Source organism: Leeuwenhoekiella parthenopeia, from assembly GCF_020782115.1.
GTDB lineage: Bacteria > Bacteroidota > Bacteroidia > Flavobacteriales > Flavobacteriaceae > Leeuwenhoekiella > Leeuwenhoekiella parthenopeia.
Window position 1 is genome coordinate 237169 of record NZ_JAJGMW010000001.1, and the last position, 22314, is coordinate 259482.

Annotated in this window: 11 protein-coding genes; 1 reads left to right on the plus strand and 10 read right to left on the minus strand. The window is 37.3% G+C overall.

All coding sequences use genetic code 11. The annotated features are described in order from the left end of the window. Positions 1-49 precede the first annotated feature (49 nt). The 7 genes from LLW17_RS00805 to LLW17_RS00835 all read right to left on the minus strand — a co-directional run bounded on the left by LLW17_RS00805 (position 50) and on the right by LLW17_RS00835 (position 14490). Positions 50-1591, minus strand: a complete 1542-nt coding sequence (locus LLW17_RS00805; RefSeq protein WP_228228366.1) for a sulfatase — start codon at positions 1589-1591, stop codon at positions 50-52. A 391-nt stretch (positions 1592-1982) separates the two neighbouring features. Beyond that, positions 1983-3473, minus strand: coding sequence for a RagB/SusD family nutrient uptake outer membrane protein (locus tag LLW17_RS00810; RefSeq protein WP_228228367.1), 1491 nt, complete (start codon positions 3471-3473; stop codon positions 1983-1985). Between the two features lie 11 nt (positions 3474-3484). Next, the gene (locus LLW17_RS00815) at positions 3485-6499 is read right to left on the minus strand and encodes a SusC/RagA family TonB-linked outer membrane protein (RefSeq protein WP_228228368.1); all 3015 of its coding nucleotides are present in this window, start codon (positions 6497-6499) and stop codon (positions 3485-3487) included. Between the two features lie 323 nt (positions 6500-6822). Continuing rightward, the gene (locus tag LLW17_RS00820; RefSeq protein ID WP_228228369.1) at positions 6823-8046 is read right to left on the minus strand and encodes a DUF4998 domain-containing protein; all 1224 of its coding nucleotides are present in this window, start codon (positions 8044-8046) and stop codon (positions 6823-6825) included. Positions 8047-8081: 35 nt separating this feature from the next. Then, positions 8082-9281: a DUF5000 domain-containing lipoprotein gene (locus LLW17_RS00825; protein ID WP_228228370.1), complete on the minus strand. Its 1200-nt coding sequence runs from the start codon at positions 9279-9281 to the stop codon at positions 8082-8084. Positions 9282-9308: 27 nt separating this feature from the next. Then, complete coding sequence (locus LLW17_RS00830; RefSeq protein ID WP_228228371.1) at positions 9309-11240, minus strand: RagB/SusD family nutrient uptake outer membrane protein; 1932 nt, start codon at positions 11238-11240, stop codon at positions 9309-9311. 31 nt (positions 11241-11271) lie between these two features. Further along, positions 11272-14490, minus strand: a complete 3219-nt coding sequence (locus tag LLW17_RS00835) for a SusC/RagA family TonB-linked outer membrane protein (protein WP_228228372.1) — start codon at positions 14488-14490, stop codon at positions 11272-11274. Positions 14491-14995: 505 nt separating this feature from the next. On the opposite strand from LLW17_RS00835, the gene LLW17_RS00840 reads away from it, so the two are divergent. Then, on the plus strand, positions 14996-15901 hold the full coding sequence (locus LLW17_RS00840) for a helix-turn-helix domain-containing protein (RefSeq protein WP_228228373.1): 906 nt from the start codon (positions 14996-14998) through the stop codon (positions 15899-15901). A 69-nt stretch (positions 15902-15970) separates the two neighbouring features. On the opposite strand, the gene LLW17_RS00845 is transcribed toward LLW17_RS00840, so the two are convergent. From LLW17_RS00845 to LLW17_RS00855, 3 genes are all read right to left on the minus strand, one after another. Continuing rightward, positions 15971-18544, minus strand: coding sequence for a family 43 glycosylhydrolase (locus LLW17_RS00845; protein WP_228228374.1), 2574 nt, complete (start codon positions 18542-18544; stop codon positions 15971-15973). 851 nt (positions 18545-19395) lie between these two features. Continuing rightward, positions 19396-20640 carry a site-specific integrase gene (locus LLW17_RS00850; protein WP_228228375.1) on the minus strand — a complete coding sequence of 415 codons (1245 nt, stop codon included), beginning with the start codon at positions 20638-20640 and terminating at the stop codon, positions 19396-19398. Between the two features lie 389 nt (positions 20641-21029). Next, positions 21030-22163, minus strand: coding sequence for a hypothetical protein (locus LLW17_RS00855; protein WP_228228376.1), 1134 nt, complete (start codon positions 22161-22163; stop codon positions 21030-21032). Positions 22164-22314: the final 151 nt, after the last annotated feature.

The window sequence follows — 22314 nt, forward strand, 5'->3', positions numbered from 1 at the left end:
AATTCGGAAGATTATCGACCAGGTGGATAAAACGTCTTGTCCCATTTTATTAATCTTTAGTAAGCTTGCTATCCCACCAGGTTTCATTAGGCTTATAATCTTTAGAAAGCATTTGTTTACGCTCAGTCTCGAGTCTGGGTAATAATTTCTCCCGACGGTCTATTTGTTGCTGTCTGGCTTTTGTTTCATCAAAATCAGGATTAGGAACCGGCTTATTAGCACCTACTTCGCCTAAATAAGCTAACAGTTCTGCCTGCATATCCTGTGTACGACCTGCAGCTTCTGAGGCGATATTATTTTGCTCTGCCGGATCCTCTTTTAAATTATAAAGCTCACTGGTATTGCTTTCGTAATAATAAATAAGCTTATAATCTCCTTTACGAATGATCGATGAAGGCTCTCCTCCCTGATTACCATAATGTGGATAATGCCAGTAAAGCGAACGGTCTTCAAGGTTTTCATTTTCAAAAAGAGGCTTTAAACTTTGACCGTCAAGAGCGATACTCTCAGGTTGCGCAATACCTGCTAAATCTAATAGAGTGGGATAAAAATCGGCTCCGGTTACCGGGGCGTTTATTTCTTTAGGAGCATTTTTCAGTTGGGGAGCCTTGATAAAATAAGGTTCTCTGATACCACCTTCCCATTGATAGCCCTTGCCTCCACGTAAAGGCAAGTTTGATGTTGAAAAAGCGTCTCCAGATGCCACCCCGCCATTATCTGATGTAAAAACTACGATAGTATTATCTGCCAAACCCAATTCCTCTAATTTATTAAGAACCAATCCAACAGCAACATCCATTTGCTCAATCAGACCTGCATAAATGGGATTGTCCTGTTCTACTCGAATGGGAAGCACACGTTCCATTTCAAATCCTGAAGGAGCAATGCCCTGAGCTTCGGCTTTGTCCCGATATTTTTTCCAGCGTTCCTCGGTTGTTTCTATAGGACCGTGCACAGCATAAAAAGAGAGCATTGCAAAAAAGGGCATACCGTTCTGATCCTGAATAAATTTGCTAGTCTCTTTTGCTAAACGTAAGGACAAATTTTCTCCGGCTTCCTTATTAGGCAACATCGGATTCTCCCAGGGAGAAAAATATCCGCCAATAGGACTACCTACTTCCCAACCCCCTTTGTTGATGTCGTAACCGTTATTTTCAGGTGTTGATGGAGTATCACCTAAATGCCATTTACCGGCGAAAAATGTAGTATAGCCGGCAGACTTAAAAGCTTCAGGCAAAGTAATAACTTCATCACTTAAAGCATGATTGTACGCTGCGGGTAATACTTTATCATTACGGTTCCAATCAGTTCCCGAAGCTGCACCAATCCAATCTGTTATACCGTGATGCGCTGTAAATTGTCCCGTCATGATGCTTGCCCGGGAAGGGCTACACACCCTACTTGAAGCATATCCCTGGGTGAAAACGGTTCCTTCGTTTGCTATACGGTCAATATTTGGAGTCTCATAGTAGGTGCTGCCTGTAACACTCAAATCGTGCAGACCCAAATCATCAGCCAAAATAAACAGGACATTGGGCTTTGATGTTCCTACTGTTTGATTTTGATCTGAATTTGTGGTTTTACAAGCCATTAAACAGAAAGCTAATAATGCACAGAATCCCAGATTTTTAATTTGTTTTAAATGTTTTTTCAACCTACAGAAACTTAAAATATTGTTAACTCAAATATATCTGATTGAATCCTGGAATAAAATGGACATATCAATTCATAAAATGGATAATTTTACACTCGCTCTTTTTTAAAACTTACAATTGATTTAAATCCTAAAAATCCTCTTGAAACACCTTTAAATAGTAGGATTATATCACAATTAGAGCGAATTTTTAAAAATTCATCTTAAAAACGAAATATTTCGAAATCGATAGATATATTTTTTTATCGTAAAATTTTACAAAAAACAAAAAGCCATTACTAAACGGCTTTTTGCTTGACTAAAAATTAAGTACAGACCTTATTATGATTTAATATCCAGGGTTTTGTGCAAGATTTGGATTGCTGTCCAGCTGATCCTGAGGTATGGGATACAACACATGAAATGGCTGAGCAGGGAATCCTCGCTCTACAGCTCTGCTTATGTATTTATCGTGTCTTATTAAATCTTCACGGCGCAATATACCTTCTGTATATAATTCACGGGCGCGTTCTGCCAATATGAAATCATTCAATGCATCCATGGTGGCAAATTGATTAAGTGTTACAGGTGATGCTTTTGCACGATTTCTAACGCGATTAATTAAATCAATTGCTTCCTGGGTGGGACCGTTATTAACTTCATTGAGTGCTTCGGCACGGGCAAGTATGATATCTGCCAGTCTTATAACCGGTATGTCATTACCATGATTTACACCTTGTGCGTCAGGGTCAGGAGTGTATTTAAAGCTTCGTGCATTATTAAGAGGATTACCATTATTATCACGTACCAGCTGAACAGGTTCGGTTCGATTATCAGGAATATACTCGGTTAAAAATAGTTTTCGTCGCTCATCCTGCTCTTCAAAAGTTTCATAAAATGCCGTGTATGTTCTAAACTGAGCGGCAAAATTTACCCAATTTGGCTGCACTCGAAATCTTGGAGGAAAAGCATGGGGCATATATTGATTAACCTGATTGCTGCCCACTTTACATTCTGTTCTAAAAATATACTCTTTATTATTCTCGCCCTGAATAGAAAATAGGGTTGTATAGTCATTATAGAGCTCGTAATCCAGCTTTAAAACTTCGGCGGCGGCATCTGCTGCTTTTTGCCATTCGCGATTGCTTAAATAAAATTTAGTGAGTAATGCATATGCACTTCCTTTATTAGCACGACTGCTTAATGTACCAGGATCTAAAGTCGTGGCAGCAAATATCAAATCTGCTTCTACGTATGCCCTATAATCTGCCTCTGTAGGACGAGGCGTCTCTTTCCCTATAGTTTCAATCTCATCAATTGTTGCTCCTGCAGGAATCTCTATAATTGGAGTAGTACCAAAAAAGTTATGTAGAATATAATACGAATATGCTCTTAGAAAGCGCGCTTCAGCATTAATTTTCTCCACCACATCAGCATCAATACCCTGAAGACCTGAGGTTACCAAAAGCACATTATTAGCTCTGGCAATTGCAGCGTAAAACTTAGAATATGCTCCTGAAATAAATGGGATAGATGGATTGAGGTTAAACTCCTGAATAGGTTTTACCTGACTAGCAAAACCTCCATCGGTCTCAAAAGAAACATCTGTAGGAAACTCACTTAACGCGTAATAAATATTTCTCGCATCACCTCCTGAAATTTCTGTAGATGCATAAACCCCGGTCAAGAGAGCATCTACCCCTTCCTGATCCTGAAGAAAACTGTCAGGGTCGTATTGCGTGTAAACTTCTTCCTCTAAAAATTCTGAACAGGAAGTAAAGTTTAAAACACTCATTATAGCTAATGATGTTAATATTGATCGTTTCAAATATGTTTTCATAGTATACTTTTTTAAAATTTGATATCAAGGCCCAGTCTGTAAACGCGTGCCAAAGGATAAGCGTTATATGTTTTTGCTTCAAGGCTTCCTCCCTGAATGTTCGCTTCAGGATCATACCCTAAAAAGTCTGTCCATGTTGCAAGGTTATCACCAGCAACAAAAATATTTAAAGAGGATAGGAAGCTATCTTTCAATGGAAAATTATAAGATAGTGTTACGTTTTTTAAACGAACATAGGAAGCATCAACTACAGTCAAAGTATTGACTGCCTGAGCACCCCCATAAAGGGTGAAATTCTGTCCCGAAGGAATATTTGTGTTCGTATTCTCGGGAGTCCATCTGTTATAATAATATGTTGCCAGCGGATTACTGAAGTTATTTTGTGGATAAAGTGTTTCTGCAATATCTGATTGATACCTGTCTACACCTTCAACCCCATTAATAAAAGTACTCAGGGTAAAGTTTTTATAGGAAAAGGTATTGCGCATTCCGTAGGTATAATCTGGGAAAGGACTACCTATGATCACACGATCTTCGGCATTAATTGTACCGTCCCCATTTTGATCAACAAAACGTGGCATTCCCGGTTGAAAATTAGGTGCCGGAGTAGGTGAATTTGCTATATCATCACCTTCCTGAAAAAGACCATCAATAACATAACCGTAAAAAGAGCGTAAGGCGGCTCCTTCCTGAACAATCCAGAAAGCGCCCACATTATTTCCGGCATAGCCACCTATAATCTCCTGAGTGAAATCAGGCAAGCTTGTAACTTCGTTTTTTAAGTAAGAAAACGTAATATCAGTATTCCACTTAAATGCTCCGGTTAGGTTTTTGGTACTTAAACTGAAATCAACACCGGTATTAAGTACCTCGCCAATATTGGTTCTAACAGAACCAAATCCCACAACCGCCGGTAAGGGCTTGAAGAATAACTGGTCTTTAGTAACGCGATAAAAATAATCGATCGCACCTGTGATACGATTATTTATAAAGCCGTAATCTAAACCGACATTGAGTTCTGAAGTAGTCTCCCACCTTAAGTCTGAATTTGGTAATCTTGCAGGTACAACTCCTATCGCAATCTGATCGTTAAATACAGAGTTTCCGCCGGCTACTAATGTTTGTATGGTCTCAAAGTTATTGATACCCTGATTTCCTAATTCTCCATAACCTACTCTTAGTTTTAGTTCATCAACCCAATCAACAGAATTTAAGAAAGCCTCTTCTCCTAATCGCCAACCTAAAGATGCAGAGGGGAAGAAGGCATATTTATTTTCATCAGAGAAACGGGAAGACCCATCTAACCTAAATGAAGCTGTTAGTAAATATTTACCATCATAAGCATAAGTCATTCTACCCAGAAAACCATTAAGTTGATTGGCAGAGCGATCGCTACTCACGTTATCACCATTGTCGCCATCACCACTTTCTAACGCATTAGTACCCAAAACATCAGAAATAAACCCGCGACTGTTCGCTCCAAGTCCTCTCGAATCAAAACGCTCCCAGGTTGCTCCACCAAGGATTGAAAAATCGTGAACGTCGTTAAACGTGTTTTCATATTTTAAAAGACTTTCAACAAGCCAATGTGTTGATTCTCCAGCACTGATAGAAGCAACACCTCCCTGACCTAAGCCACCCATGGTAATACGGCTATTATAGGCATCCTGACGACTATTATTAGATTCAGCTCCCAGGCGTAATGTAGCTGTAAGATTATCAACAACTTCATAGTCTGTTGTCAAAGAAGTATAAAACCTGCGAATTACATTCTTATTACTTATACCGTTTGCAAGAGCCAAAGGATTGTCAGAAGTAGAAGAACCAATATTGTAATACCTGCCAGTTTCAGGATCAAGTCCTGCAGGAATAGTGGGATCTGCACGCTGCGCAGCCGAGAGTAACCCTCCATCTGCACCTGCACTAAGAATACTTCTTATTGTTTCTTCGGTATAGTTAACACCCAAAGAAAGCTTTAAGCGATCTAAAGGATTTGATTGAACATTGGTTCTTAAATTGTATTTTTTTGTGCCGGAATTGATGACGACACCATCCTGATCAAAATAGTTAATCCCAACATAATATTTGCTTCTTTCATCACCACCGGAAACAGAAATCTGGTGATTCTGAACAACAGCCTTTCTAAAAATTTCCTGTTGCCAATTTGTTCCTGCTCCAAAACCGGCTATATCTTCATCAGTGAATTCCGCTGGGCGATTGTCAAACTCAAGTCTTTGATTTACTAGTCGCGCATAATCCTGTGCGTTTAAAACCTCTACAATATTTGGAACATCCTGAATACCAGTGTAAGTACTGTAGCTTATTTGAGCGGTACCAGACTGACCCTTTTTTGTAGTGATAAGCACGACACCATTTGCCGCACGCGTACCATAAATGGATGCAGCAGACGCATCTTTTAATATTTCAACAGACTCTATATCACCGGGACTTAATGAATTAGGATCTACTCCGGGCAAACCATCTACTACATAAAGAACCCCATTAGAACTATTTATAGAACCTGCCCCCCGTATTCGCACCGTTTGACCAGCACCTGGAGCAGAACTCGTTTGAGTTACTGCTACTCCTGATGCAGTACCTTTTAGCAAATCTGCAGCACTTCGGTTTGCTCCCGGACTAAAATCTTCTGAACTCACACGGGATATTGCACCCGTAAGATCTCTTTTCTTTTGTGTACCATAACCCACAACTACAACTTCATCAAGTGAAGCAACATCGGTTTGCATATCGATATCGATTTCGCTTTGTGAGCTAACCCTCATTTCCTGTGTTTTAAATCCTACAAACGAAAACTCCAAAATTGCTCCATCAGCAACATTAAGGCTATAGTTACCGTCAAAATCTGTAACGGTACCGTTAGATGTGCCCTTCTCTACAACAGAAACTCCAGGTAACGCAGTGTTATCCTCTGCAGAGCGCACCGTCCCTGTAATAGTCTTTTGAACGGCTAATTCTACAGGACGCTCAAAAGTTCTAGCATATGTATTAATGGTACATAGACACATAAATAATAAGAATAAACCTGAACACCTATTTAAGCCAGGTTTAAAGTAATTAGTATAAATCATAATTTAAGTAGTTAGAAATTGCCAAAACATGACTCAACCTGGAAATGATTTTGAACAATGATTAAAATTTTGATATTAATTTTATGAATATTTTAATAAATGTATAAGGAAAGTATCTAAATCAAAATGGATGAATTCACGGAAAAACTAGACATTCTGACGTTATAAATGCGAGGTGAACTTATAAATGAGCTGACCTATATAGATTAAAAAAAGTCCCCAAAGTGGGGACGTAGAATTCAAAGGTTCATAAAACCTCATTATTCTTTTGTCAAACTGAACGAATTGACCGGCATATATCTGCTGGTGCCGGGTACATTGGAAGCGACTAGCCCTACAGCAACTTGAGTAGTTTCTGTTAAGGTGAAAGACATTGTATACGTGAAATTATTGGTCTGCCCTATACCATTAGCAACGCGTTCAAAAGCCAAAGTTTGAGCTGATGTTTCAATATCATCAACATCGGGCAATTCGGTTCCCAATGCCGCGAGAACATAAAGCTTATCGTTCAGATTCCAATTACCTGCCTGTGAAACAAAGGTATAGGTGTACGTACCGGATTCCAGGTTAAGGCGTTGAAATAGTTTAGCATTTACTAAATCGGGTACGCCTCCATATCCCGTTACGATATTCATTCTATTTGCAGATTGTTTATCAACATTACCATAGCTACCTTGGTAAATAAGTGCTGCGGCGTTGTGAACCCAGTTAGATGGAGTAGAATAACGTTGACCCGAATCATCTGAAATAGCAAATGGTGCACTTCGATTTTCAAGATAGGGTGCCTCGGTAAGTGGAAGAATCGGCACGATGGTATCATATGGTGTGTAAAAGTTGTCAATACTCGTACTGTCTGGCTTAAATCCTGAACGGTATCTGAAAAATTCTCCAGATTCAAAATTTCTCAAAACAAGATTGGTGGAGTCTACAGGTACAACGATAGAATTCATAATCCCATTGTTATCAGTATATTCTAACTCTGTAGTGAAAATACCTGAAGTTAAGTCAGACTCTACAAAATCTATTACTACTGAATCGCCGCGCAAGGCACTTTCAGCTATAGGTCTGTTTCGTAACGAACTACTATAACGATCCCCATATACTCTGCCCGTTTCAAATACCGGGATAGATGTATTCCCCTGATCGTCTAAGGTTCGTATTTCAAAATTGTAAATGTTTTCAGGTAAATTATCTATAATTTGGATTATAGTGTCATTTGTACGATTGGGATCAACCGGAAAAACAATGCTGTCTGTCCTATTTGCCCAATAGACCCTATATGAAGTGACTTTAGGGTCTGCGGATAGTAATGCTTTTAATTGAACACGATTACGTCCTGAAAAGACAGTTACTGAATCCATTTTACCAGTATAGAGTATTTCTCCACCCTCAGTAAACTTCAGATACTCATCTTCTTCTGCACAGGAGCATACCATAAGTATTGCTATTAAAACTCCTAAAACGCCTTTTATCTTATTATTCATTTTTATCATAATCTTTAACTTTTAAGCTATTCAATTTATCTGGGATCCCCGTAAACACGCATTTCTGCTATAGCTAGGCGACCAGTGCCACCCCAGTTTTCCAGGTTATTAATTCTCAAATACCTGTATTTAGGAGCCGTAATGGGTATGGCCCAATTGAAACCGTCCTGTGCAAATTCAACATCCTCATTATTCTGCTGCGTCAGTGGCAAGCCGGAGGGTTTAATAACCTCATAAGTTCCTAACTTATCCCAACTATCATAGCTACCATCAGGCGAAGGATTGTTTGAACCCCAAATTTCAAATTTGCGCATATTAAACTGCCAATAGTAAAATCTCGCGCTTTGTGGATGATCCCAGATTTTCACACGACTTATTTTAATGGCCTCACCAAGATCAATTGTAAACGAATGCGGCGCCGGAGCTGCAGCATCAGTTATATAAAGAGAAGGCCAGGCTATAAAATTACCATCAAACATTCTGGAAATTGGAAAGGGAAATTCAGTAGTAGGTGCATCTCCGGGAAGCGGATATCCCGAATACTGTCCTGCTGGTATCTCAACTTCATAAATCGGTTTAACAGTTTGAAATAAAGTGTCTGAAGTATTTAAAAAACGGTCTCTTACCGTAAATGCGAAATTATAATTAATTGTATCTAGCCCGCGCACGGTCCTAAAAATACTGTCTGTAGAAGTATAAATACTATTACCAGTAGTCTCCCAATCTCCTTCATTATTTTTTTCCATTAGTAAGATGGCCAATTGAGCCCGCTCCGGATTATCTGCCTGTATAAAAACCCCACCAAAATCAGGTCCAACTTCAAGACTTCTAAATACATCAAAAAGAGGCGACTCTTTAGGATTAATGGTTACCGTGATCGGTTCTGATTCTACTTCACTACGATTTACAGTATATAACTTAACCTCGTGCTCTCCAGGTTCAGCGTAACCTTCTATTAAGAGGCTCCTTTGGTAATACGAGGCCTTAACCTCCATCTCACGTCCTGTATCTAAAACGTAGGTAGCTTTTACATAAAGCAAGTTGGGATCATCGGGTAATTTATACTTAATTTCTGATTTACCGGCAAGATCAACTATCTGAATATCTGCCAGCTGGCCGGGAGCATTACTATCTGCAGTAAGCGGTTCATTTGCATTCTCATCACTAGAACAAGCTGAGAGAATCAACGCAAAGAAAACTAAAAGACAACTGTTATTAAGCATTACATTTTTCATAATTTCTTTTTTTTAATTTCTTTTTTATTACCAACCCGGGTTTTGAACCAGATTGGGGTTTTGCAATAGGGTATTTTCAGACAAAGGCCATAAATAATCACGTGGAGCAACAAAACGTTGCTGACTTAAAGTCCTAATTTGATAATACTCAGATTCCTCATCTCCTAAAAAATTCCAGCCCGTAATATCTGTGTTAAACTCTTCCACGGCTCTTTTCCATCTTCTTAAATCCCAAAAACGTTTGCCCTCAAAGGCAAATTCAATTAGGCGTTCTTGCTGAATGATATCGCGCATTCCTTGTTTAGAAGTATATTTTGAAGGGCTGGATGAATACGTTGTCCAGGAATCTGCTACCCCTTGCAATCCAGCACGTTCCCGTATACGGTCTACATAATCTAAAACGGTAGGGGTTGGGCCTTCCACTTCATTGAGTGCCTCAGCGTACATCAAATACAAATCTGATAATCGAAGTATTGGCCAGGCATAAGCTCTGTAAGGTGTACCAGTAGTATTTGTCATTCGCCAATCTACCAGTTTCTTAATATAATAACCGGTTACATTGTATAAAAGCCCCGCATTACTTCCACCATAATCATCATATTTCGCACGTACGACCCAGGTATTTTCATCTGATCTCGAGGGACTATCTTGTTTGTAAAAAGTACTTCCGTCAAATGCTAAACTGGCATAAAATCGAGGTTCTCTGTCAAAATTGAGACGCGCTGTGCGATACCCTTCAAGTATGTTATATTTGTCTTCATTTGTTGCCACTCTGAGCTCTGTATCATTGTTAAAGCTGAGCGTTTTATCCTCGTCAATGGGAACTCCATTTTTAGTATGGAATTCTTTTGCAATTTTAATAGGCGGCGATAGAATCTTTTGACATAAGGTGTGGGTATAATCTGTACTAACCGGAACCATGCAATAATATTGTAGAGTTGCTGTACGACTGTTTGGATTAGACCAGATAATTTCAGAATTCCAACGCTCTGTAAATGCCTGGCTATAACTTAATTTTGTTAATGTGGTATCTGATAAGTCAAACTGGTTTTGTTCAAACTCATAGAGTGACGCCCCTACACCTTCAGCTGCCTGAATGGCCTCTAGAGCCGCATCTGCGGCCAACTGCCATTTCTCAGGATCTGGTGTGGTATTGATTAGCTGTACACCTCTAGTATCTACAAAGCCGGCATAGTCTGGATTTCCATTATAAAGAGGACTGGCTGCAAGCAAAAGCACTTCGGCCTTTATACCCAGAGCTATAGGCTGGGTAATTCTACCCAATTCATTACCGGTATCCAGTATTTCTGCGGGTAAATCGGTAACACTTTCATCAAGCAGATTTACTATAAAATTAACAACCTCATCAACCGGTTCTCTATAAACATTAATTTCTTCTGTAGAAGCTTCAATGGGAATATTTTGATCAATTATAGGTATTGGACCATACATCCGCATCAAATAGTAATGGTAGTATGCCTTTAAAAATTTGGCTTCCGCAATCCATCTGCTACGCTCAAAATCTGGTAAATCCCGTACTTTAGACTCATCCTGAAGGTTTTCAATGAAAATATTACAATTGCGGATACCCTGATAAATAGCATAGTTATTACCAGGACCAGCACCCCAATTTGTACCGTCCCAAACGTTAAATTCAGGAGTGCCTACGTTCTGATTTCCTTTTGCGATTTCAAAGTTTCCAAGATCAGGTAGAATTAATTCATTTTTCCACATTTCATCTCCGGCAAGCATCCCAATATTGAATCTAATGTCTCCTTCCTGTGGAAGGTAAGAATAGCAAGTAAACAAATACTTTTCAGCTTCGTTTCGTAAGGTAAAAGCATTGTCTATAGTAGCCACATTATCTGGCACTACATCCAAATGTGATTCACAGGACTGTAAGAATACTGCTGCGGCAAATGTGATTATTAAGTATGATTTAAATATTGATGATTTCATAGAACGTTCTAAGTTTAAATACTATCTTTTTTTAAAGTCTCGCGGTTATACCTAGATTGTATACCGATTGTATGGGATAACCCAAGCCATTTGCCCCCTGTTCGGGATCCCAAAGATCAAATGCGCTCCAAACTGCAAGATTTATCCCGCTAGCATAAATTCTAAAACTTTTTAAGCCAAATTTTTTGGTAAACTTTTCAGGGGCATTATAGCCTAACTCGACATTTTTGAGTCTTATAAAATCCCCACTACGCATCCACCAGGTAGAGGGCTGGTTATTATTTACTTCCTGTTGTGTACTCAATCTGGGCCAGAAAGCATAAACATCTCTATTTTCTTCAGACCAATGACTATTTGCGATGGCTTTAAGCAAACCGCTTTCTGAACGGCCATTTATAAAAAACGGTTGAATGAGTGCAGGATTAATGAAGAATGAAGAACCTGCGGATCCCTGTACAAAAAAGCTGATATCAAAGGCTTTGTATCCAACCGTTCCTCCAAAACCATAAATTAACTCGGGTGTTTGTGGTTTACCAATAGGCACACGATCTGAATTGGTTATTTGTCCGTCACCATTAACATCGCGGTATTTTATATCTCCTCCCCTTACATCTCCAAACTGTGTGGGGGAATTTGCTACCTCTTCATCATCAACAAATAGACGCTCTGCAATAAGACCGTAACCTTGAGAAACATTATCTCCTTTACGTTGTAAAAAGGATAAATTATCCGGATAATCTATTTCTGCAAATTCTTTAATCTCACTAGTAGCAAAGGTAAAATTACCCCTTAGACTGGTCCACCAGTCGCTAGAAAATTGCTTATTGTATTCAATTGCGCCATCAATACCTCTACTTTGAACCTCTCCAAAATTTGTAGATGGAGTTACCTGAAGCCCAAGAGTAGGACTTACATCTGCTCGTTCCTGAAGAATATTGGTTCGGTTTTGAATAAAGGCATCAAAAATAAAGTCGACCGAATTGAAGAGTTCAAAATCTAATCCCAAGTTAATCTGCTCTGATCGCTCCCAGGTTATTCTACTGTTTGCATAACGGCTTATGGAAACTCCAGGTCTTGTAAAACCAAAATCTTCTCCAAATGTTGCTCCGTAGGTCGCATTGTTCAGATTAACATTTGACAGATAAAAAAAACGATCCTGAGTTCTGCCTATCTCATCATTACCTATAAAGCCGTAAGTAGCTCTCAACTTTAAATCTGTAACAATATTCTTATTTTTAAAGTTTTCAAAATAAGGCTCATTAGAAATACGATAGGCTACACCAAAAGAGGGGAAAAATCCGTAACGGTTTCCTTCTGAAAATTTTTCAGATCCATTATAACCAAAATTTAGTTCTGCAAGATAACGATCGTCATATCCATAGGTAAATCGTCCGGAAATACCGTGGTTTCGGGTGGGCAAAGAAGCCTGAACACTACCACTATTTCCGGTTTGATAGCTGCTTATTAAATTTAAAAGCAAACCTGAAACTGCGTGTTTTTCATTAAAGGTGCGATTATAATTTATAGCTGTTTCATTATAAATACGCGAGTCGAGGTTTTTACCTAATTCCTGGAAATCTAGAAACTCAGTACCCGTGGTACCTATAGATGCCGCACTACCATCATTTATGACAGAAAGAACGATTTCTCCAGTTTCTGGGTTTCTTCTTGAAGAATAATAAAAGGGATTGTATTGTCTTGCGGTACCGAAGTTAGAAAACCTTCTAATATAACCCATCGAGCGCGCGCTCAAACCTTCAGTAATAAAATCAAGCTTCTGCTTAATCTCAAATTGAGCTTGAATAGTTGAATTTTTAAATTCCTGATACCCCCTTACCATTTCCGCATAGGGGTTCAATGCAAGAACTCCACTACCCGGTCTCGTTTCGGCACCTCCAAAAAGCGGATGCGTAGTAAAGGGTCGTAATTCTGTAGGGTAGATATCCGGAAACAAAACCGGATTAGAATATAAGGCTAAATTAAAAATACGCTGCCCTCCATTTATAGGATTGCCCTGAGCGTCCTGTCCACCAACTGGACCTGTGTAATCATCAAACTGCCCATATACACGAATGGTAGCTTTAGTAGTTTTTGTCAGATCAATATCGATGTTACTTCGTATAGCGTAATTAAAAAGTTTAATATTATTGTTAAAATCATTTATCCCATTTACATTAAGCAAACCATTATCAATATTTAAAGTACCCGCAATGTAATATCTGGCACGCTCGCTACCCCCACTGGCACTTAAATTATATGCCTGATTCCAAGTGTAATCTTTAATAAGATCATCAATCCAATTATTATTAGGATACAGAAGTTGATTATCGCCTGCCGCTGTTCTATCTATTTTATTCTGAGAATAAGGTAACGGAGCTAGTGGATCTCTAGTTAATGTTGCTTCATTAGCCAACTCCATATACGTAATATTATCGGCAAGTTGAAAGTTATCTGTATTTGATGAAAAACGATTCTCTACTCTAAAATCAAACTGAACCTTACCCACTTTACCACTCTTAGTAGCTACGAGAATTACGCCATTTGCACCACGTGCACCATATATGGAAGCAGCCGCGGCATCTTTCAAAACAGAAAATGAAGCAATATCGTCTGGTTGTAACCGAGCTAAGTCTGTAGTATTAGATTCTATACCGTCAATAAGTATAAGCGGGTTACGCTTACCCTGACCAAAAGACCCTAAACCTCTTATAAAAAAATCTGAGTTATCTGCGCCGGGCTCACCAGATCGTTGATAACCTATCAGACCGGCAACGCGACCAGCCAGCACATTAGTCAAATTGCTCGTCGGGGTTTGCAATTCGCCCACCGGTACCGTTGCAATAGAACTTACAAGGCTTTCTTTTTTCTGGGAGCCTCCAAAACCGACTATTACCAACTCTTCTAAAGATTCTGTACTTGGTTCTAAAACTACATCGATTTCGGTTTCATCTCCAACTCGTATTTCTTGCGTGGTAAAACCCAAATAAGAAAACACTAAGACTGCATCTGGACCTGAAACTGTAAGCTGATAATTCCCATCAAAATCAGTATCAACACCATTTTGAGTACCTTTTTCTAATACAGATACTCCTGGTATAGGCCCATTAGAATCAGAAGATCTTACTGTTCCCCTTACAACCTGTTGATCATAAGTATTGTTGTTCTTAAGAATATTTTTTGCGGATGCTTCTAAAGAAATGAATGCAAAAAAAGAAACTATCGTAATTAACTGAAGTATTTTTCTAATCATTAAATTGAGATTTGTGTTTAGACTTCACTTTTAAATTATGTTTTAAAAGCTACTACAAAATCAAGCTGAACTATACATTCAGTTTGACGATTTAGAATTCTAAAACTCAAAACTAATGTTAAACATTTTAACAAAAAATGGATACTTCTCTTCTTATAATGGATAATTTTACGATTTTATCCCTAAGGCAGTCGGTTGGATTAAATAAATAGTTTCTAATATTAATAATTAACTGAAATCCAATGCTATAAACATATATCCAATTAATATGTGTAAAATTTACAGTAAAATATGATTTACTACATCGTTTTTGTAAATTAGCTATCATATTAAAATATGGATTATTCATCGAATAATTTATACGAAATAGTTTAACAGAATATATAAATTAGTAAACATTTTATCGACTGATTAAATTCATCATTTTGCGTTCTGCCACTGTGATTTATGTAAAATGTTTTGCTAATCATGATAAAAAAAAGTCTGTGCTAATTCCTCAATAACTATGAACCAGTTAAAGCATCAAAAAATAAGAGAAGGTTTTTTAGGGCAACGCATGATCACTATTCCTCCGAATATTAAAATGGAAATAGAAAAAAATGAATTGATTTCAGACTTTAATTTAACAGCCATAGGTTATTATCCACAGGCTGTATATCACGACAGACGCCGAAAGTTTGGAAGCGCAGAATACATTTTACTCTATTGCACAGAAGGCAGAGGTCGGGTTGAAATTGAGAATGAGGGTTATGATGTAAGCCCTAATACATTTATATTGGTTCCTCCACATATTGCACATCATTACAGCAGTTCAATTAATGAACCCTGGACCATTTACTGGGCACATTTTATAGGAAAAAAAGCTGAAGTCTTTTACAAAAAATTTCAGTTAAATAATAAACCTCAAATAAAAAATATACCCCGAAATGAAGATCGTTTAAAGGTATTTTTCAGAATTATGAGTCTTCTCGAAGTTGGTTTTGAAATTGAAAATGTTGAGCTGGCGAATATTGAATTATATCATCTTCTTGCTACAATGATCTATCAGGAGGATATTAATCCTGCTCAGGCTAAAGAAGATACAATTACTAAATCAATTGATTTTTTAAATAAAAATCTCAATAAGAACCTTAAAGTTGAGGAACTTGCAGCAGAACAAAACTTATCTGTTTCAAGATATTCTGAGTTGTTTAAAAAAAGAACAGGCTACTCTCCCATACATTATTTCAATAAATTGAAGATTCAGAAATCATGTCAATACCTGTACTTTACAGATATGACCATGAAAGAAATTTGTATTAAAATAGGTTTTGATGACCCCTATTATTATTCTAGAGCTTTTAAAAAAATGATGGGAATGCCACCTTCAAAATACAGGTCAGATTTTAAGCAAAAAAAACTAGATAATTAAAATGCATATTACCTCCAAGTCGGGAGCAATATGCATTTAAAGTCATTTTCAATATATCTCTTTTAAATTCTAATTCTTAATTATTTCTGCACTTAATGGTTCTAAGTTAGCGCTTCTGATTTGTGCAATATAAACTCCTGGCTTTTGCTGACTAAGGTCAATTTCAAAAGCATTCTCGCCGGCGTTTAACTTTATTTTTGACTCATATATTATAGTCCCTAACATATCATAAATTGTCAAACTACCTTTATTTGCGATCACAGAATTTACACTTACGGTTGCGAGATCTGATGTAGGGTTTGGATAAATTGATAATTGCTCGATTTCAACTGGGTCTTCAGTTGTACAACTTCCTATTAATGCTCCGTTTTCAACTAATGCTGGTACTGCGCTTTTTGCTACACAAAGTGTTTTACCCTTATAACATAGTAAAATTTTAGTCATACCAGAACTTTGAGTACATCTTACGTCCTCAACAGTCACCTCACTACTTTCGCTTATAGTACAACCCGCTTCGTCAGTAACCAAAACAGTATAAATAGTCGTTTCAGTTGGGCAAACTTCAATTGTCTTTGAAATTTCTCCAGTACTCCATAAATATGAATAATTACCTGAACCACCTGTGACTGATTGAACCTCAAGTGTAACGCATTGGCTTTCATACCCAAATTGCAATTCAGCATTTTCAGTGACCCGTATTTGCAAAGCCTCGGGCTCATTTATTTTTATATTTTCAGTAATGGTATACCCCGAGGCATCTGTAACTGCTACGGTATATTCACCAGCACTAAGATCTGTTGCCTGCTGCATTTTTTGCCCATTGCTCCACTCATACGTGTAAGGAGCAAATCCATCCATTACTTCAATCGAAGCAGATCCTGTAGCATCACCGTTGCAAACAACATCTGAGACCTCTATCAATTTTGTTTTTAATTTTAGACCTATTTCAATGTTTTTTGTTTGAACATTAAATTTATCATCTAAATAATAAACCGTGTATTGACCCAAATCATCGGACTCTATATCACTTATAAATGGAGCGCGACCTTCAAAATAATAGTCTTTTGGCCCGTGATAGCTCCAAGAGCCATAAAATTGAGTTTGACCCGTAGGCGTCTGAGCTTGCGGTCCTAAACGTACGGTATCACTTATGTCAACTCCTATTTTAGTCCCTACACTAAAGCTTCCACCATTAATGTTATAATATGAATTTATCCCGTTTTCCTCATAATCCTCAGAATTCATCATCAGTCTAAACTCAGCTGCCGACGCGAAACGCGTTCCGAAAATATCGCTACGTCCCACGAGTTTCATATACTTCGCATTCTTAACAGGAAAATACAACTCGCTCCAATAACTCATTCTTCCAGAAGCTACGGGTTTACCCCAGTTTTCACCATCCATACTTAAGTATAGTTGAAAATCACTAATTAGGTTAGGACTTCGATCTTGTCTGGGTACACACATAAACCCGGAAACATCGTAATTGTTGCCTAAATCAATAATCATCTCGTGAGGATAGGAATCTATACCGTTTGTATAATTAGTATTCCAAATGGTATTTACATTATTGTCAAAAACATTCGAGGAAGAAAAAGTTGTGTTATTCTGCTCGCTAGAAACTGTAATTACCCGCCAGTCATTGTTGGGAACGTACACATTATCATCATATGCGCTCCAGGTTCCTTTTTCCATGTCAATTTTAAGTTCAGGTACATACTTCAAACTCAAATTACCAAAACTAGCTTCAATAGGAAGAATTATATTTTTTGATTCACGAAGATCAGGATCTTTCCAGCGATCTCCCATATAAAAGTAAGAAGTTCCCTCGCTTCCGGTTACACTAAAAGCAGCTGTAGGCTGAGTATCATAAGTTATTCGATTACCAAAGTTCCGTAAAGAAGACCACTGCTTCATTATAGAAGTAGTGTATGCATATTGTCCTTCATTGGGATCCCAGCCTGTTTTATATGAATTTAAAAGATAGTAGTAACCATCCTTTTTGAAAAGTACAGGAGCTTCTTTACTCGTTCCTGCGAATAAAATATTTACATCACCCGTTAGGTCCATATAATCAGGCGTTAATTTGTAGATATTTAGGCTTCGGTTGTCTTTATTATTTGAAATGTAGTATGCCGTGTTATCGGTATCAACAAATAATGTACTGTCATTAGAATCATAGCCCAGAGGTTCAATTATCTTTTCAAATGCATAGTTACCATCGACCGTGGGGGAGCTAAAAATTGCTATTGCGCCATATGTGAGACTTCTGTTTTTCCATCCAGACCAAATAATAAAGCGATCTGTTGCCTCATTATAGACTAAGTTTGGTCTAACTGTTATACGCTGTTGACTTGCTATTTCCGGATTTGTAGTAGCGTCAATAACCTTATTTAAAAATGTCCAATTCACTAAATCTGTAGAGGAGTATAAATTGACCCCGATAGTGAAGAAATCATTTGAGTAATCCTGACCCAGCATATAATAGACCCCATCGTGCTGCAGAATACTTGCACCGTGGGCACTGATTCGATTCCCATCTGTATCAAACCAGGAAACTCCATTTCTTATAGATTCCTTTTGAGAAAAGCCTGAAACGCTAAAAGCAAAAGACAGAGCAATAAAAAGTAATTTTTTAAACATACGAGTGATTTTTTAAATACCCTTGAAATTAAATTCATCGTATTCCAAATAGCGGAAACTAAAAATCAATTTCAGTACGATATCGTTTGAGAAACTGTTGTGAAAAACTTAATCACGTAAATTTATCAGCTTAAAATCAGACTCTTGCTAGAGTAAACTACGGAAATACTGGAAAATTTTACATTTTAAACAATTAGCAATATCTATTAATTACTTCTTTAGCTTTTAGAAATTAAAAATTTGATAAATACTAAAAGATAGGGCTCTAATGACCTGTTTTGACAGGCTACTATATCTGCAGAGATTTTATCAGTTATTCTGGATATAGCATATGTAGATACATAAATGTTATAGACTTCTCTTCAATATAGCTATTGCTCATACCCTTGACATAGGTAAAGCGACACAAAGATGTTATTATCCCGTATACCATAGTATCTCTTAAGAACCATGATAGGGTTAAAACTCAAACTCTATCTCTGGGACAGCAAGTTGTGATTCTCCGAAAGAAGTTTTTAGTGTTTTTGGAGTATAACCATTGCGGGTATTTCCGGTCTTGGATTATTGGTTTTTATTGTTATCCAAATGCGCATCAAGCTTACCTTCAACTATTCCTGCCTCACCGCAGGCAGGTTCTCAGTACCGCGTTTCTACAGTTGCTTGAAAAAACCGTTGAGCTCATCGCCTGTCTTAAACTGTTTTACAAAATCAGAATTGATTAACTCCTCTTTCTTCATAATGGTGTAAACTCTGAATTTAAAAAAAATAGCGGGGTTTTGCTCCCGCTATTTTTAGTTACACACTTTATAAGATAGTGCTAAAATTACGAAGTTTATTGGTTAAGGTATTGTTTATTCACTATTTACAACCCTCTTCTCCTGAATCAACTTATCCAATTTACCCATATCCTTACTAAGCTTATCTTCCATAACCCTTGCGTAAATCTGAGTTGTAGATAGCTTCGTGTGTCCTAAAACTTTAGAAACGGTTTCTATAGGTACACCATTTGACAGCATAACCACCGTAGCGAAGGTGTGCCGGGCAGAGTGAAAGGTAATTTTCTTTCGAACTCCAATAGCCAGCATGATATCCTTCAAATACTTATTCATTTTCTGATTAGAGATCACAGGAAAGACCGCATTTGAATCCTCTAAAATATTATGTCCTCTATATTTCTTTAGAATCGTATTTGCGGAGTGCAACAAGGGTATTTTAACCGACTGCTGGGTTTTCTCCCGCTTAGTATAAATCCAATCTTTACCGTCCATTCCCTTGACCAGTTGATCTGTGGTGAGTTCCTTTAAATCGATATATGATAAACCGGAGTAGCAAGAAAACAAAAACAGGTCTTTCACCCGTTCGAGCGATGCACTTTTGAAAAAAGTCTCTTCCAGTTTTTGCAATTCGCGTTCCGTTAAAAACTGGCGGTCATTCTTCTCAAATTTAAAAGAATAACTGTGGAATGGATTTTTAACCAACCATTCCAGTTTAATAGCCAAGTTCAGAAGCTTTTTAAAGCGTTCTAAGTGCTTCATCGTTCCATTTGGCCCACAGGGCTTCTGCCCTTTTTTGGGTTTAACCTTACGCAGGAAATCTTCAAATTCAGTTATGAATTGATAATTGATTTGCTTTAAGTATATATTATCGGTCTTCTTTATTTCTTTTAAGAACCGGGAAAGGTATTCCGCTGTAGTATAATAGTTCTTAAGCGTACCCCATTTGAGCACCCCATGCATTTTGCTATTATGATATTCCAAGATATCTAAAAGCGTCATATGATCTTCATCAAAACCTAAATAATAAGCTTTGATTCGATCAGCTGTTATGAGTGAGTCTTTATCCAAAAGCTTTTTATGGGCATCCAGCAACTTGGAGTAAACCTGGTCTAAATAACTGTTTAAATTTCTTGCTTTTGCTGTGGTTCCCCGGACTCTTCCCTTGGAAGGGTCCCAATCATTCACTGAAGTTTTTCGTTTTAAGCTCATTTCTGAGCATTTTCCATCTACGGTTATCCGGGCGTAAATAGACAATTCCTGTTTGTTCCGGTTTAATTTTCTAGTGAAGAATAATACGGAAAAAGTAGTAAAATCAGGCATTTCGAGCGTCTTTTAATGAAACATTAGTTTTTCAAAGACGAGAGTCAAACCTTTCAAAATGTCCTTCTAAGATAGTGAATCGAGCTTAAAAATGTATTCACCGAATCATTCACTAAACTGCTTGATATCAAACCCTATCAATTGAAAGGGTATAAAATAAAAAAGCCTGTAAATCAATAGATTTACAGGCTTTTAGTTTCCACTTGTATGTGGTTCGTCGGGGTGGCAGGATGATTTAAAAACCCTCCAACTCCTTTAATTATATGGTCTCACGAGTTATTCTACTTTCTGAACTCACGATTAACTCACAAGTTTTGTAAGTTTATCTTTCTAAATCAATTTAAGAAAACTTACTGACTTTTCACTAAAATTTAAAATTATTCCCTTTACTAAGGCATTGGAGGATTTCCACAATTATAATTTTTGTATTTATTTGTAGTATTACAAATTGATATGAACGAAATGGCCTGGCCTGATTTTGAATCTAAACTTGAATTAAAATAATCTGCTACATTAATATTTACATTTTTCCAAGTACCCTGTAGAGTGATATTATCATCACAATTTACAATAAAACCCTTGCTGTTATTATTACTTGGCCTGAAATAAAGCCCGTCAATATTTATTGTCTTAGTTGCTGTTTGAGAATTATTATTTCTATTTAAACATTGTATTAGCGAAGCTCCATTTCTACCGACATCACCAGTTATTAACAAATTTTCTATGGTTAAAGTATTATTACCACTAGTTGGCCCATTGTATCCATATTGAATTGGCATAGCATTTTGGACCAGATTAATTTCACAATTTCTTACAATTGTAGGAGCATCGCTATAATCACAAATTATATCATCACCTGTTTCAAAATAACAATTCTCAACTAAATCTGCATTATGAACACCATCGCTATGATTTCCAAACCCCCCGCGGTCATCAATAAATCGAGAATTTTTAAGGGTCAACCTTGCTCCGGTAGCATAGTTAGCTCTACTGTGCCAACCTTTGGGATTTATACTGGTTAAATTGTCAATTATAAGATTGGTTCCATTACCACTGCTCAAAAATGCTGAGAATTCTCCGGCAGATACAGGTATCAATCCACCAGTGCCCGAATATGCTTGTAGGTTAGTCCCAAAAACTTTCGATGAGAATTTATTCTCTCCTTGGATAATTACATTAGTTCCTGTCGCCACATCGAATTGACCTTCAACACGAGTTTGCTTTTTAATAATTATTTTACTTACTGATGGAGGTACAAACCATCTAGTCTCCTGCCCCTGAGACCTATTTGGAAAATTAATTTTTCCACTAGATGTAAATGTGAGAATTCCGGTATTTGAATCAAAATTAGCGTTTCCTGTATAATTATTAATAAGTTGGTTGGGGCTCTGGGGAGTTAGAATGAGATTTGAAACCAAACTGTCATCAGAGGTTTCTTTTGAATATAAAGCAGTATCATCCTTATCACAGCTATAGAGAACAAGTAAGCAAAAAACAAGTGTGATTGATTTAAAATAATCCATAATCAAATATTTTGAGGTTAATATTATATTGAACAGGATCAAAATAAAATAGATTAAATCGAGTTTGTTTGCTCATCTTACCTAGACCCTTGTTGATTTGATTAAAATCAATAGAGGAATAATATGTTTAGACATATACAAAACAGCTAGT

Coding starts and splice junctions, on each gene's coding strand:
- LLW17_RS00805 (WP_228228366.1), bottom strand. CDS start 1,591: ATGGCTTGTAAAACCACAAATTCAGATCAAAATCAAACAGTAGGAACA.
- LLW17_RS00810 (WP_228228367.1), bottom strand. CDS start 3,473: ATGAAAACATATTTGAAACGATCAATATTAACATCATTAGCTATAATG.
- LLW17_RS00815 (WP_228228368.1), bottom strand. CDS start 6,499: ATGTGTCTATGTACCATTAATACATATGCTAGAACTTTTGAGCGTCCT.
- LLW17_RS00820 (WP_228228369.1), bottom strand. CDS start 8,046: ATGAATAATAAGATAAAAGGCGTTTTAGGAGTTTTAATAGCAATACTT.
- LLW17_RS00825 (WP_228228370.1), bottom strand. CDS start 9,281: ATGAAAAATGTAATGCTTAATAACAGTTGTCTTTTAGTTTTCTTTGCG.
- LLW17_RS00830 (WP_228228371.1), bottom strand. CDS start 11,240: ATGAAATCATCAATATTTAAATCATACTTAATAATCACATTTGCCGCA.
- LLW17_RS00835 (WP_228228372.1), bottom strand. CDS start 14,490: ATGATTAGAAAAATACTTCAGTTAATTACGATAGTTTCTTTTTTTGCA.
- LLW17_RS00840 (WP_228228373.1), top strand. CDS start 14,996: ATGAACCAGTTAAAGCATCAAAAAATAAGAGAAGGTTTTTTAGGGCAA.
- LLW17_RS00845 (WP_228228374.1), bottom strand. CDS start 18,544: ATGTTTAAAAAATTACTTTTTATTGCTCTGTCTTTTGCTTTTAGCGTT.
- LLW17_RS00850 (WP_228228375.1), bottom strand. CDS start 20,640: ATGCCTGATTTTACTACTTTTTCCGTATTATTCTTCACTAGAAAATTA.
- LLW17_RS00855 (WP_228228376.1), bottom strand. CDS start 22,163: ATGGATTATTTTAAATCAATCACACTTGTTTTTTGCTTACTTGTTCTC.